2 protein-coding genes and 2 pseudogenes are annotated in these 15,936 nt (G+C 71.0%); all 4 read left to right on the top strand.

Going from position 1 to position 15,936, the window contains the following annotated elements:
* Positions 1-3,794 (top strand): SDR family NAD(P)-dependent oxidoreductase (locus DTB53_RS32065; RefSeq protein ID WP_146777739.1); only part of this gene is annotated, 3,794 nt, incomplete at its 5' end.
* A gap of 53 nt (positions 3,795-3,847) precedes the next feature.
* Positions 3,848-12,658: pseudogene (locus tag DTB53_RS32060) on the top strand (type I polyketide synthase); the annotation flags it as partial.
* Positions 12,619-14,082 (top strand): type I polyketide synthase, encoded by a 1,464-nt coding sequence (locus DTB53_RS37640; protein WP_370454246.1) that lies wholly within the window; start codon positions 12,619-12,621, stop codon positions 14,080-14,082. The pseudogene DTB53_RS32060 and the gene DTB53_RS37640, both read left to right, overlap by 40 nt.
* A 124-nt stretch (positions 14,083-14,206) precedes the next feature.
* Positions 14,207-15,936, top strand: a pseudogene (locus DTB53_RS32055) (type I polyketide synthase); the annotation flags it as partial.

Below are 15,936 nucleotides of genomic sequence, written 5' to 3'. Positions count from 1 at the left end.
GTGGAGCTTCTGCGGGTTCTCTCGCCGGTACGGGTCTTGTGGCTGCTGGGCATCGGTTGTTGGGTGCGCAGGTGTCGTTGGCCGGTGGTGATGTGGTGTTCACGGGGCGGTTGTCGGTGTCTGCTCAGCCGTGGCTGGCTGATCATGCGGTGTCGGGTGTGGTGGTGTTGCCGGGGACTACGTTTGTGGATCTGGTGGTGCATGCGGGTCTTCAGGTGGGGTGTGGGCGGGTTGATGAGTTGACGTTGCAGGCGCCGTTGGTGTTGTCGGGTGATGGTGCGGGTGTGACGGTGCAGGTGGTTGTTGGTGAGCCTGGTGAGGGTGGGCGGCGGGTGGTGGATGTTCATTCGCGGCCGGTTGACGGGGGTGGTGGGTGGACGCGGCATGGGTCGGGTGTGCTGGCGGGCGAGGTCGGGGCGGGCGGTGTGGCGGGTGGTGTGGGGTGGTCGTGGCCTCCGGCTGGTGATGTGGTGGAGGGCGAGGGGGTTTACGCGGGGCTGGTTGATGCCGGTTTTGATTACGGGCCGGTCTTTCGTGGGTTGCGTCGGGTGTGGGTGGGGGGTGAGGACGTTTGGGCGGAGGTTGTTCTGCCGGATGAGCCGTCGGGTTTTGCGTTGCATCCGGCTCTGTTGGATGGGGTGTTGCATGCGCTTGGTGTGATGTCGGGTGGGGGTGAGGGGGGTCTTCCGTTCGCGTTCACGGGTGTCACGGTTCATCGGGCGGGGGCGCGGGTTCTGCATGCCCGGTTGCGTCGGGGTGCGGAGGGGGTGCGTGTCGAGGCTGTTGATCCGGCCGGGCGGCCCGTCGTCACCGTCGAGTCCCTCGCTCTCCGGCCGGTCAGTGAAGCGGCCCTCCGTCCGGCGCAGGACGTCCCCTTGCGGATGCGCTGGGATCAGGTCGCTGTCCTCTCCGACGAGCAGCCCTCCCGTCACGAGGACTTCGCCCTGGTCTCTGCGGGCCATCACGTCGGCGTCGCGGACGTGGTGCGTTCCGTGGACGACGGTGCGACCGCTCCCGCCTGGGTGGTGCTCGACCTGCCGGTGGACGCCACAGCCCCCATGCCGGAGCGGGCCCGCTCTTTGACGGCATGGGTGCTTGGCCAGGTGCAGACGTTCCTGGCTGCGCAGGTGCTCGCGGAAGCGCGGATGGTGATCCGTACGAGGGGAGCGGTCTTCACCGGTCCCGGCGACCGCAGTCCGGACCCGGCCGTCGCCGCGGTCTGGGGCCTGGCAAGGGCGGCCGTCGCGGAGAACCCCGACCGGCTTAACTTGATCGACTCCGACTCCGACTCCGACTTTGGCGTCGACTCCGACTCCGAGTTCGGCTTCGGCGTCATCAGCGAATCGTCCGTCAGGGGTCTGCTGGCGGCGATCCGTGCATCAGGTCGCGAGCAAGTCGCGCTTCGCAAGGGGATGTTGCTCGCTCCACGACTGGCGCCCGTGGAGGACGACGTGCTGGCGATGCCGGAGGGCGGGAGCTGGCGGCTCGCCCCCGGTGGGCAGACGCTCGACGGCCTGCGCCTGGTGCCCGATCGGACCGACCCAGTTGATCCAGCCGATCCGGACGGGCTCGCGTCGGGGCAGGTCCGGGTGGCGGTGCGTGCCGCCGGACTGAACTTCCGGGATGTGATGGTCGCGCTCGGGATGTACCCGGGACGTGCCGTGCTGGGCGCCGAGGGCGCCGGGGTGGTGACCGCGGTGGGCCCGGACGCGTCCGGAGTCGCCGTCGGCGACCGGGTGTTCGGCCTGATGCCGGAATGCTTCGCACCGACCGCCGTGGCGGACGCCCGGAGGCTCGCCGCCGTACCGGACGACTGGTCGTTCACGGAGGCGGCCTCGGTGCCGATCGTGTTCCTCACGGCCTGGTACGCGCTGCGCGACCTCGCCGATCTCCGCCCCGGCGAGCGGGTGCTCGTCCATGCGGGTGCGGGCGGCGTGGGCATGGCGGCGATCCAGCTCGCGCGCCATCTCGGCGCCGAGGTGTTCGCCACGGCCCACCCCGGCAAGTGGGACACCCTGCGGGCGCTCGGGGTCGCCGAGGACCACATGGCCTCCTCCCGCGATCTCGGCTTCCGCGACCGGTTCACCGCGTCGACCGAGGGCAGCGGCGTCGATGTCGTCCTGAACTCGCTGGCCGGGGAGTTCGTGGACGCCTCGCTCGAACTCCTCCCGCGTGGCGGCCGGTTCATCGAGATGGGCAAGACCGACGTCCGTACGGAGGACCAGGTCCCGGCCGACGTGACCTACCGGACGTTCGACCTGGCCGACCCGGAGCCGGACCGCATCGGCGCCATGCTGGCCGAAGTGGTACGACTGCTCCGGCAGGGTGAGCTGGACCTCCTGCCGATCACGTCCTGGGACATCCGGGAGGCCCCGTCCGCCTTCCGCCACCTGGCGCAGGCCAAGCACACCGGCAAGCTGGTCCTCAACGTTCCGGCACCGCTGGACCCGGACGGCACCGTGCTCGTCACCGGAGGCACCGGCACGCTCGGGTCGTTGCTGGCCCGGCACCTGGTCGCCGAGTACGGCGTACGGCGCCTGCTGTTGATCGGCCGGCAGGGTGACGATGCGCCGGGCGCCGCCGAACTCGTCGAGGAACTGAGGCAGTCGGGTGCGGAGGCGCGCGTCGTGGCCTGCGACGTGTCCCGCCGGGACCAGGTCGCCGCTCTCCTCGACGGCATCGACCCCGACCACCCGCTGACGGGCGTGCTGCACGCCGCCGGGGTGGTCGACGACGCGGTCATCGGGTCGCTCGGCCCGGAGCGGCTCGCCGCCGTACTCGCCGCCAAGGCGGATTCGGCCTGGCACCTGCACGAACTGACCCGTGACGCCGATCCGGCGATGTTCACCCTGTTCTCGTCGGCCGCGGGCGTCCTCGGCGCAGCCGGGCAGGGCAACTACGCCGCGGCGAACACCTTCCTCGACGCGCTCGCCGTACATCGCCACACCCGCGGCCTGCCCGCGCAGTCCCACGCCTGGGGCCTGTGGGCGCAGCGCAGTGGGATCAGCGGGCACCTCACCGAAGGAGACCTGGCCCGCATCTCCGCCTCGGGAATGGTTCCGCTGAGCACCGAGGCCGGCCTGAGCCTGTGGGACCGGGCCGTGAGGCGGACGGACCAGCCCCATCTGGCGCTGCTCCGGCTGAACCCGCGGCACCGCCACACCCACCCACTGCTCGCGGACCTCTCCGCACCCGAGCGCACACCACGGGCCCGGGCCGCGTCGGCCGCCGGACACACCGACGACCGCGACCGGCTGGCCGGGCTGCCGGGCGGTGAGCGACGCCGAGTCCTCCTGGGCCTGGTCAGGGAGCACGCCGCCGCCGTCCTGGGGCACCTGTCCGTCGAGACGGTGGAGGACGAGCGAGCCTTCAAGGACCTGGGGTTCGACTCGCTGACCGGCATCGAACTGCGCAACCGGCTCAACGCGGCCACCGGGGTGACCCTGCGGCCCACCCTGGTCTTCGACCACCCGACGCCGCAACTGCTCGCCGAGTACCTCGACCGGCAGGTCACCGCCGGGACCCCGGCAGCAGACCCCGACGGTGACGGCGACGACGGCGGCACGGGCGGGGAGGACCTCACCGACGACCACCTCACCGAGGACGAGTTCCGTCGGATCGTGGCCGCCATCCCGCTCAGGGATCTCCGCAAGGCCGGTCTCACCGGCCCGCTGCTGCGGCTCGCCCGCGACGACGGCGGCCCGTCCGCCGGGCCGGAGGAGCGGCCCGAGGAGATCGACGCCATGGACGCCGACGATCTCATCCGCATCGCCCTCGACACGTTCAAAGACTGACGCCTCCAGGAGTGACGACCATGCAATCCTCGGCCGACCAGCTCATCCAGGCGTTGCGCGCGGCGCTGAAGGACAACGACCGGCTCCGGCGAGAGCACCGCGAGCTGACCACAGCCGTACGGGAACCGATCGCCGTCGTCGGCATGGCCTGCCGCTACCCGGGAGGCGTGACCTCGCCCGCGGAGCTGTGGCAGCTGGTCGGGCGGGGCGGTGACGCGATCACCCCGTTCCCGCGCGACCGCGGCTGGAACCTCGACGAGCTCCACGGCGCCGATGCGGAGGAGGCCGGCACCTCCTACGTCCGGCGGGGCGGATTCCTGCACGACGCCGCCGACTTCGACGCCGAGTTCTTCGGGATCAGTCCGCGCGAGGCGCTGGCGATGGACCCGCAGCAACGGCTGCTGCTCGAAACGAGCTGGGAGGCCGTCGAACGTGCGGGCATCGACCCGGCGACGCTGCGCGGCAGCGACGTCGGCGTCTTCTCCGGGATGATGGGCCAGGGCTACGCCTGGCGCCTCTCGAACATCCCGCCGGAGGTCGAGGGGTACGTCGGCACGGGCAACACCGCGAGCGTCGCCTCGGGCCGGGTCGCGTACGCGTTCGGCCTCGAAGGGCCCGCGATCACCATCGACACCGCCTGCTCCTCCTCGCTGGTGGCCGTCCACCTGGCCGCGCACGCCCTGCGCCGCGGGGAGTGCTCGATGGCGCTCGCGGGCGGGGCCACCGTGATGTCCACCCCGGACACCTTCGTGGAGTTCTCGCGCCAGCGAGGCCTGGCCCCGGACGGGCGGTGCAAGGCCTTCTCCGCCGACGCCGACGGCACCGGCTGGGGCGAGGGCGTCGGTGTCCTGCTGCTGGAGAAACTGTCGGACGCCCGCCGCCTCGGGCACCCCGTGCTCGCAGTCATCCGGGGCAGCGCGGTCAACCAGGACGGGGCCAGCAACGGTCTGACCGCCCCCAGCGGCCCGGCACAGGAGGCGGTGATCCGCCAGGCGTTGACGGCGGCCGGGCTCACCGCCGCCGACATCGACGCGGTGGAGGCGCACGGGACCGGCACCCGGCTCGGGGACCTCATCGAGGCCCAGTCGCTGCTGGCCACCTACGGGACCGGCCGTCCGGACGGCGACCCCATAAGGATCGGTTCCCTCAAGTCGAACATCGGACACACCCAGGCCGCGGCAGGGGTCGGAGGCATGATCAAGATGATCATGGCCATGCGGCACGGGACCTTGCCGCGCACCCTGCACGCGGAAACGGCCACCACCGCGATCGACTGGTCCTCGGGCGCCATGGCCCTGCTCACCGAGCGACTTCCCTGGCCGGAGCGGGACCGCCCGGCCCGCGCCGCCGTCTCCTCCTTCGGAGTCAGCGGCACCAACGCGCACATCATCCTTGAGGCACCGGGCACCGACGACGGGACGCCGGCCACCGTCCTGCCGCCGTCGGCCGACGTGCCCCGGCCGTGGCTGCTTGCCGCCCGGACCCCTGACGCACTGCGCGGGCAGGCCCAACGCCTCTACGACCTGCTCTCCGCCCGCCCCGAGCTGCGCGACGCCGACATCGAACTCTCGCTGCGCACCGGCCGCACCCCGTTCGACCACCGTGCCGTGATCACCGGCGATGACCGCGCGACGCGGACAGGTGCGCTGGCCGCCCTCGCCCGCGACGAGCGCTCCCCGCACGTGGTGACCGGCCAGGCCGTCCGCGGCGACGCCGTCTTCGTCTTCCCCGGCCAGGGCTCCCAGTGGATCGGCATGGGCCTCGACCTGTACGAGACCTATCCGGTCTTCGCGGAGCACCTGCGGGCGTGCGAAGAGGCGCTGGACCCGTACGTCGACTGGTCGCTGCTGTCGGTGCTGCGCGGCGAAGCCGACGCGCCCTCCCTGGACCGCGTCGACGTGGTCCAGCCGGCCCTCTTCGCCGTGATGGTGTCGCTGGCACATCTGTGGCGCTCCCTGGGCGTCCAGCCGGCCGCGGTCATCGGCCACAGCCAGGGCGAGATCGCCGCCGCTCATGTGGCCGGCGCGCTCTCCCTGGAGGACGCCGCCCGCATCGTCGCGCTGCGCAGCCGTGCGCTGCGCGGACTGTCCGGGCGGGGCGCGATGGCAGCGGTCTCCATGTCCGCCGAAGAGGCCGCCCGGCGCATCGAGAACCTCCGGAGCACCGACAACGGTGGGCGCGGCGGCGAGGACGGGAGCGCCGGGACCGACCGACGTACCGGGACCGACCGACGTACCGGAGGCGACCGACGCACCGGGGACGACGGCGGAGCTCTGTCCGTCGCGGCCGTCAACGGTCCGGCCTCCACCGTCGTCGCAGGGTCCCCCGACGCCGTCGACGCATTCCTCGACCAGGCCGAGGCGGATGGCTTCCAGACCCGCCGTCTCCCCGTCGACTACGCCTCCCACTCCGCACAGATGGAGGAGATCCAGCAGGGCCTCCTCGACATCCTCGCCGACGTCACGGCCCGCCCGGGCACCATCCCCTTCTACTCCACGGTCACCGCCGACGTGATGGACACCGCCGGACTGGACACGGCCTACTGGTACCGGAACCTGCGGCAGACCGTGCGCTTCGAGGAGACGGTCCGTCTGCTTCTCGACCACGCGCACCGCCAGTTCATCGAGTGCAGCCCGCACCCGGCCCTCCTCGCCGCGGTCGCCGACACCGTCGCCGATGCCGACGTGCCCGCCGCCGCCGTCGGCTCGCTGCGCCGCGACGACGGCGGCCGGCGCCGGTTCCTCACCAGCCTGGCCGAGGCCCACGCGCACGGAGTGACGGTGGACTGGGCCGCCCTGTCCGGGCCCGAGGGCGACCGCGTCGACCTGCCGACCTACGCCTTCGAGCGCCGACGTCACTGGCTCACCTCGACTCAGGGCGGCAGCCAGGGGCTGACCGCCGCGGGACTCCACAGCGCCGAGCACCCGCTGCTCGGCGCGGCGGTGACCGTCGCCGCCGCCGACGGACTGCTCCTCACCGGACGCCTCGGCCTGGACTCGCACCCCTGGCTGGCCGACCACCGCATCCTCGACGCGGTACTGGTGCCCGGCACCGCCCTGCTGGAGATCGCCACCCACGCCGCGCGCCTCACCGGCGCGGGAGGCGTTGCCGAACTCACCCTGGAATCACCGCTGATAGTCCCGGACGAGGGCACGGTCGAGATACAGGTCCTGGTGGAGGATCCGGACGACGACGGACGTCGCACTCTCACCCTCCACTCCCGCGCCGGAGACACCTCGGACGCCCCGGACTCCCCTGACCACCCGGACGAGGCGGCCTGGCACCGCCATGCCCGCGGCTTCCTCACCGTCGACACCGACACCGACACCGGCACTGCCACCGGCACTGCCACCGGCACCGGCACCGGCACCGCCATTGACACCGGCACCGGCACCGGCACCGTCGCCGATGCCGGGATGGGTGCCGACGCGTTTGCGCCCCTGACCCTGTCGGCCGCCTGGCCGCCCCCCGGGGCGACCTCCGTTCCCGTGGACGGCCTCTACGTCCGCCTGGCAGAAGCCGACTTCCAGTACGGCGACTGCTTCCGCGGGCTACGCGCCGCCTGGCGGCACGGCCAGGATCTCCTCGCCGAAGTACAGCTGCCGGCCGGGCACGACACGGAGGCCGGCCGGTTCGGCCTGCACCCCGCGCTGCTCGACAGCGCCCTGCACGCCCTGGGCCTCGGCCCCTTCGCGGACGGGGAGGGCGACACCGGCCGGCTGCCGTTCTCCTGGAGCGACGTCCAGGTGCACCGTCCGGGCGCTGACCGGCTGCGCGTGCGGATCACCCCGGTCGAGGGGACGGACACCGTCTCCCTGCACGCCACCGACGCGACCGGTGCACCGGCTCTGACGGTCGGCTCCCTGGCGCTGCGCCCCGTCTCGCCCGAACTCGTCCGCACGGCCACGGTGTCCATGGCCTCCGGCGGACTTCTGAGCCGGGTGGAGTGGCCCGTATGCCCCCGCCCGTCGATGCCGTCGGGGGGCCGTACGGTCGTCCTCGGCGACGACCTGCCCGGCTGGCCCGCCACCGACCGGCTGCCCGGGCCGCTCCTCGACCACGACCTCGACGAGCGGTTCCTCCGGGAGACCGTGCCCGACCCCGTACCGACCGACGTCGTCCTGGTGTGCGCCCCGGTCCCGACGGGGCCGGACGGTGACGCCGCCGAGGCCGCCCGCACGACGGTCGTCCGTACGCTGCGCCTGATCCAGGCCTGGATCGCCGACGAGCGGCTCGCGGGGTCCCGGCTGGTACTGGTCACCCGTGGCGCCGTCGAGGCGCTGCCGGGCGAGGGCGTCGGCGATCTGGAGCATGCCGCGATGTGGGGCCTGGTCCGGTCCGCCCAGTCCGAGCACCCGGGACAGTTCGTCCTGCTGGACATCGACGACACCGACATCGCCGCCGACCTCCTGCGCGCCGCTCTCGCCACGGGCGAGAACCAGATCGCCGTCCGCGGCGGCACCCTGCACACCCCGACCCTCACCCGCGTCCCCGCCGTGCCGACCGCCACGGCCGCAGAGCGTCCCGTGGATCCGGAGGGGACGGTGTTGGTGACGGGTGGTACGGGTGTGTTGGGTGGGTTGGTGGCTGAGTGGTTGGTGTCGGTGTGTGGTGTGCGGCATGTGGTTCTTGTGGGTCGTCGGGGTGGGTCGGAGGGTGTGGCGGGGCTGGTCGGTCGTTTGGCGGGGTTGGGTGCTCGGGTTCGGGTGGTGGGGGTGGATGTGTCGTCCCGGGCCGGTGTGGTGGAGGCGTTGGGTGCGGTGGAGGTCGGGCATCCGTTGGTGGGTGTGGTGCATGCGGCTGGTGTGGTGGATGACGGGGTGGTGGGTTCGCTTTCGCCGGAGCAGGTGGGTTCGGTGATGGGGGGTAAGGCTGGGGGTGCGTGGTGGTTGCACAGGTTGACGGAGGGGCTGGATCTGTCGTTTTTCCTGGTGTTCTCGTCGTTGGCCGGTGTGGTTGGTTCGCCGGGGCAGGCGAACTATGCGGCGGCGAACGGGTTCCTGGATGGTTTGATGCAGTGGCGGCGGGCGCGTGGGCTGGTGGGTCAGTCGGTGGCCTGGGGGTTGTGGGACGTCACCAGCGGCATGACCGGCGGACTCGACGAGGGTGACCGGGCCCGGATGTCCCGCGGCGGGATCACCGGACTCTCCACATCCGAAGGCCTCGGACTCCTGCAGAACGCCTGGCACCTTCCGGACCCCCTGTTGGTAGCGGCACGGTGGGACACGGCCGCCTGGCGCGACGCCGAGAACGTACCGACGATGCTGCGCGGACTGGTACGCGGCGGCCTCGGAACGCCCCGCTCCCACCGCCCGGCCCCCGCCGGTCTGGCGGAACGGCTGACCGGCCTGTCGGAATCACAGCTGACCAAGACCGTGGTGGAAGCCGTACGCGCTGAGGTCGCTTCTGTTCTGGGTTTTGGTTCTGTGGTGGATGTGCCGGTGGGGTTGGCGTTTCGGGAGATGGGTTTTGATTCGCTGACGGCTGTTGAGTTGCGTAATCGGTTGGGTGTGTTGTTCGGGGTTCGGCTTTCGGCGACGGTGGTTTTTGATTATCCGTCGGTGGGTGCGTTGGCTGAGTTCGTGTGTGGGTTGGTGCGGGTTGAGGGGGGTGTTGGCCGGGGGGTGTCCGGTGGGGTCTCGGGTGTGGTTTCGGGTGGGGTTCCGGTTGTTGATGCCGGTGATCCGGTGGTGATTGTGGGTGTGGGGTGCCGTTATCCGGGTGGGGTGGTTTCGGGTGAGGGTTTGTGGGGTCTGGTGGCGTCGGGTGGGGATGCGGTGGGTGGGTTCCCGGTTGATCGTGGCTGGGATCTCGGGGTGTTGGAGGGTGTGGGGGATGTGGTGCCGCGGGGTGGTGGGTTTGTTCATGGTGCGGGTCTGTTCGATGCGGGGTTTTTCGGGATAAGTCCGCGTGAGGCGTTGGCGATGGATCCGCAGCAGCGGTTGTTGTTGGAGGTGGTGTGGGAGGCGTTGGAGGATGCTGGTGTTGATGCGGGTGGTTTGCGGGGGAGTCGGACGGGTGTTTTTGCGGGGGTGATTCCGCAGGATTATGTGGCGCGTTTGTCTTCGGTGCCGGATGAGTCTGCGGGTTATGTGGGGATTGGTAATACGACGAGTGTGGTGTCGGGGCGGGTGGCGTATTCGTTTGGTTTTGAGGGTCCGGCGGTGACGGTGGATACGGCGTGTTCGTCGTCGTTGGTGTCGTTGCATTTGGCGGCGCAGGCGTTGCGGTCGGGTGAGTGTTCGTTGGCGTTGGCGGGTGGGGTGACGGTGATGTCGTCGCCGGCGACGTTTGTGGAGTTCGGCCGGCAGCGGGGGCTGGCTGGGGATGGTCGGTGCAAGGCGTTCGCGGGGGCTGCGGATGGTACGGGGTGGGGTGAGGGTGCTGGGGTTGTGGTGTTGGAGCGGTTGTCGGATGCGCGTCGTCTTGGGCATCGGGTGTTGGCGGTGGTGCGGGGTTCGGCGGTGAATCAGGATGGTGCGTCGAATGGTCTGACGGCGCCGAATGGTCCGTCGCAGCAGCGGGTGATTCAGCAGGCGTTGGCGAGTGCGGGTCTGTCGTCGGTGGATGTTGATGTGGTGGAGGCGCACGGTACGGGTACGAAGTTGGGTGATCCGATCGAGGCGCAGGCGTTGCTGGCGGCGTACGGGCAGGGGCGGCCGGAGGGTCGTCCGTTGTGGTTGGGGTCGGTGAAGTCGAACATCGGGCATACGCAGGCGGCGGCGGGTGTGGCCGGGGTCATCAAGATGGTGATGGCGATGCGGCACGGTGAGTTGCCGGTGACGTTGCATGTGGATGAGCCGTCGCCGCACGTGGACTGGTCGGCGGGGTATGTAAGGCTGCTGACGGAGCCGGTGGCCTGGCCGGGGGAGGGCCGCCCGCGCAGGGCGGGTGTGTCCTCGTTCGGGGTGAGCGGAACGAACGCGCACGTGATCCTGGAGGAGCCCCCCGCCTCTGTGTCTTCTGCTGCTGAGCCTGTGGTGGCGGTGCCGGAGACTCTTGAGTCACTGCCGTGGGTGGTTTCGGGTCGTGATGTGGCTGGTCTGCGGGCTCAGGCGGCGCAGCTCGCGGGCTTTGTGCGGGCTCAGCGGGCGGCGGGTGCGGTGGACGGTCTCTGGCCGGCGGGAGTGGCGGCGGGTCTGGCGGGACGCGCGGGCCTGGAGCAGCGGGCGGTGGTGACCGGCCAGGACATAGAGGCGTTGCTGTCGGGACTGGACGCTGTGGGAGCGAGCGCGCCGGCCGAAGGCGTCACCACCGGCCCAGCCACGCCCGGCTCCGGAGTCGTCTTCGTCTTCCCGGGCCAGGGTGGGCAGTGGGCGGGTATGGGGCGGGAGTTGTTGGGGTGCGATGCCGTGTTCGCGGGGGCGATCGCTGTGTGCGAGCGGGCGTTGGATCCGTTCGTGGACTGGTCGTTGCGTGAGGTGTTGACGGGTTCGGACGAGAAGTGGCTGGGCCGGGTGGATGTGGTCCAGCCGGTGTTGTGGGCGGTGATGGTGTCCCTGGCGGAGGTCTGGCGGGCGGCGGGTGTGGAACCCGATGCCGTGGTCGGTCACTCGCAGGGGGAGATCGCGGCTGCTGTGGTGGCGGGTCGGCTGAGCGTGGAGGACGGTGCCCGGGTGGTGGCGTTGCGCTCGCGGGCGTTGCTGCGACTGGCGGGGCAGGGGGCGATGGCGTCCGTCGCCCTGGACGCGGTTGAGGTGGAGGGAGTGCTGCCCGGGTCGGTGACGGTGGCGGCGGTGAATGCTCCGGGGCAGGTTGTGGTGAGTGGTCCGCCCGACGAGGTCGGCGAGCTGTGCGTGCGGCTGGAGGGGCAGGGTGTTCGTGCGCGTCGGATCGAGGTGGATTACGCGTCTCATCATGCGCAGGTGGAGGTGGTTGAGGGGCGGTTGCTTGGTGAGTTGGGTGGTGTGGTCGATCTGGGGGGTTCGGGGCCGGAGTTCGTGTCGACGGTGACCGGTGGGCCGGTTGCGGTGGGGGAGTTGGGGGCGGGTTACTGGTATCGGAATCTGCGGGAGCCGGTGTTGTTCGCCGATGTGGTGCGGCGGTTGGACGGTGAGGGTCCGCAGGTGTTCGTGGAGATCGGTCCGCATCCGGTCTTGTCGCTGGCGATGGAGCAGACGGTCACCGAGGGGCGGGTGTTGCACAGTCTGCGCCGGGGTCAGCCGGAGAAGGTGCAGCTGCTGAGCAGTCTGGGTGAGGCCTGGGCTGCTGGTCTGCCGGTGGGGTGGCGGGGGTTGCTGCCGGTTGTGGAGCCGGTGGCGTTGCCGACGTACGCCTTCCAGCGGGAGCGGTATTGGCTTGATGCTCCGCCGCCGGTTGCTGCGGTGGGTGCGGCTGGTTCCGGTGTGGACGGGTGGCGTTATCGGGTGGGGTGGACGCCGTTGGCGGTGCAGCATGCGGGTGGGCTGCCGCGGAAGTGGCTGCTGTTGTGCCAGGACGTGGCCGATGCGGGTGAGGCGCGGCAGGCGTTGGAGCAGGCGGGCGCCCAGGTCGAGGTACGGACCCTGCCGGACGGCCACCATCCCGGCCACGACCTCGACCGTGAGCACGTGGTGAAGCTGCTGGCCGGGGCTGAGCACGTCGCCTATCTGCCGACCGGGTCGGACCGGAGCCATGCGGCCGTGCTTCACGACCTGGTCACGGTGATGCAGGCCGTGGTGGAGGTGGAGGGTGCCAGGTTGTGGGTGGTGACCCGGGGTGCGGTGTCGGTGTCGGGGGGTGGTTCGGTTCCTGATCCGGTGCTGGCGGCTGTGTGGGGTCTGGGTCGGGTGTTCGGTCTTGAGCATGCGGGTCATTACGGTGGTCTGGTGGATGTGCCGGTTGTGTGGGGGGCCGGTACGGGTGGGTTGTTGGTGACGGCGTTGGCGCAGTCGGTGGAGGATCAGCTGGCTGTCGGTGCGGACGGGGTGTTCGTGCGCCGGTTGCGGCGTGCTCCGGCTTCGTTGTCCGGTCGTGGGGTGGGGTGGCGGCCGGGTGGGACGGTGCTGGTGACGGGTGGTACGGGGGGTTGGGTTCGCATCTGGCGCGGTGGCTGGCGCGGAGCGGGGCTGAGCATGTGGTTCTGGTCAGCCGGTCGGGTCGGCGGGCTGAGGGGGCGGTCGCGTTGGCGGAGGAGTTGGCGGCGGCCGGTACTCCGACCACGGTCAGGGCGTGTGACATCACGGACGCGGCGCAGCTCGCCGAGGTCCTGGGGTGCACTGACCACCCGCCCATCACCACCGTCATCCACGCCGCCGGGGTGTCCCGGGACGTGATCCTCACGGACCTCACGGCAGAGGATCTGGAAGACGTCCTCGCGGCGAAGGTGCGCGGCGCGGACCTGCTGGCGGAGCGGCTCGCCGACGGCGCGTTCGAACGGTTGGTGCTGTTCTCGTCGAACGCCGGTGTCTGGGGCGGTGCGCGCCAGGGCGCCTATGCCGCCGCGAACGCCTACCTCGACGCCTTGGCGGAGCGGCTGCGTGCCGCCGGCCGGTCCGTGACGTCGGTCGCCTGGGGGCTGTGGGACGCCGAGGGCATGGGCGGCGGGGAAGCCGGTGCGCGGCTGAGCCGGCTCGGCCTGCGGCCCATGGCACCGGACCGCGCCGTCGCCGCGCTCCACGAGGCACTCGGCATGGACGAGACGCTGGTGGCCGTGGCGGACGTGGACTGGGAACAGTTCCTTCCCGCCTTCACGATGGCCCGCCGCCGCCCGCTCATCGAGGACCTCCCCGACGCCCGGCAGATCACCGCCGCGGGAGATCGCGAGGGCGCGGACACGAACGGCGCTTCCGGGCTGCTCGCGCGCTTGGACGGGCTGGACGCCGCTGACCGCCTCGACCTGTTGTCCAAGCTGGTGTGCGAGGAAGCGGCCCGGGTACTGTCCCACTCCAGCCCCGATGCCATCGAGCCCGAACGGGCCTTTCGCGACATGGGGTTCGACTCCATCGCCTCCGTCGAGCTGCGCAAGCGGCTCAGCGCCGGGACCGGACTGCACCTGCCGGCCACGGTGGCGTTCGACCACCCCACCCCCAGGATCCTCGCCGAGCACCTCGGCGCCGAACTGCTCGGAGTCGCCCCGGACGTTCCGCCGTCCACCCGCGTGTTCGGCGACATCGACCGCCTTGCCGGGACCTTGGCGGAGGTCGCCGAGGACGATGCCGTACGCAAGAGGGTGGCGCAGCGCCTCCGGGAACTCCTGGACTCCTGTGATACCACCGCCCGCGACGCCGACGGCATGAGCGCACAGCTCGGCTCGGCGAGCGACGAGGAGATCTTCGAGTTCATCGACAAACGGTTCAAGCGCTCCTAGTCCCCGACCGCCCCCGCACCGACCGACCGCATACGCGTGCACGCATCCGCGCACACGTTCGCATACGTACGCACGCCCGCACCGATCGCCTGTCTGCATCACCGCTGTGAGGAAGGCTCACGAAATGGCTAACGAGGAACAGCTCCGGTCCTACCTGCGGTTCGTCACCTCGGACCTGCACGAGACGCGTGAGCGTCTGGAGCGACTCGAGGCCGAGCAGCACGCCCCGATCGCCATCGTGGGCATGAGCTGCCGGTTCCCCGGTGACGTGCGCTCGCCCGAGGACCTGTGGGACTTCGTCGCCGCAGGCGGCGACGCCATAGCAGGCTTCCCGAAGGACCGGGGCTGGGACCTCGACACGCTGTTCGCCACCGACGCCGACGGGGCGGGTACGTCGTCCACGGCTGCCGGCGGTTTCGTCTACGACGCGGGCGAGTTCGACGCGGGCTTCTTCGGGATCAGCCCGCGCGAGGCGCTGGCCATGGACCCGCAGCAGCGGCTCGTACTGGAGTGCTCGTGGGAGGCGATCGAGCGCGCGGGCATTGATGTCTCGACCCTGCGCAACTCCAGTACAGGCGTGTTCCTCGGTGCGTCCGCTCAGAACTACGGCACATTCGCCGACCAGGGGGGCGAGGGAAGCGAGGGCTACTTCCTGACCGGGAACGCGGCGAGCGTGGTGTCGGGCCGTCTCGCGTATGTGTTCGGGCTGGAGGGTCCGGCGGTGACGGTGGACACGGCGTGTTCGTCGTCGCTGGTGGCGCTGCATCTGGCGGCGCAGGCGCTGCGGGCGGGTGAGTGCGGCCTTGCGGTCGCCGGTGGTGTTGCCGTGATGTCGACGCCGGGTGCGTTCGTGGAGTTCAGCCGGCAGCGGGGCCTGGCGCCCGACGGGCGGTGCAAGCCGTTCGCTGCGGGGGCCGACGGCACGGGCTGGGGCGAGGGCGCCGGTGTCCTGCTGCTGGAACGGTTGTCGGACGCGGTGGCGAACGGCCACCAGGTGCTTGCCGTGTTGCGTGGCTCGGCCGTGAATCAGGACGGTGCGTCGAACGGTCTGACGGCGCCGAACGGACCCTCGCAGCAGCGGGTGATCCGGCAGGCCCTGTCCAACGCCGGTCTCGGCACCGGTGAGGTGGATGTCGTCGAGGCGCACGGTACGGGAACGAAGTTGGGCGACCCGATCGAGGCTCAGGCATTGCTGGCGACGTACGGCCAGGACCGGCCGGAGGGTCGTCCGTTGTGGTTGGGGTCGGTGAAGTCGAACATCGGGCATACGCAGGCGGCGGCGGGTGTGGCCGGGGTCATCAAGATGGTGATGGCGATGCGGCACGGGGCTGCTGCCGGAGACCTTGCACGTGGACGAGCCGTCGCCGCACGTCGACTGGTCCGCGGGTGAGGTGCGTCTGCTGACGGAGGCGGTGCCGTGGCCCGCGGACGGACGGCAGCGGCGGGCGGGTGTGTCCTCGTTCGGGGTGAGCGGAACGAACGCCCACGTGATCCTGGAAGAAGCACCCGCTGTCGAACCCGCCCCCGAGCCCACGGTGGTGGTGTCGGGTCCGGTGCCGTGGTTGGTGTCCGGGCGTGGGGATGCGGGTCTGCGGGGGCAGGCGGCGCGGCTTGCGGAGTTCGTACAGGGTCGCGAGGACGTGGACGTCGCGGGTGTGGCTGCGGCGTTGATGGGCCGTGCGGTGTTGGAGAACCGTGCGGTGGTGGTGGGTGAGGGTGTCGCTGATCTTGTCGCTCGGCTGGATGTGCTGGCTGGTGGTGGGTTGGTTGATGGTGTGGTGTGTGGGTCGCCGGTGGGTGGGAAGTCGGCGGTGTTGTTCACGGGGCAGGGTTCGCAGTTTGCTGGTATGGGTG

The sequence above is a fragment of the Streptomyces griseus genome (genome assembly GCF_900460065.1).
Lineage (GTDB): Bacteria > Actinomycetota > Actinomycetes > Streptomycetales > Streptomycetaceae > Streptomyces > Streptomyces griseus.
Note: the sequence above shows the minus strand (reverse complement) of the source record. Positions and strands in the feature narration are given on the sequence as shown.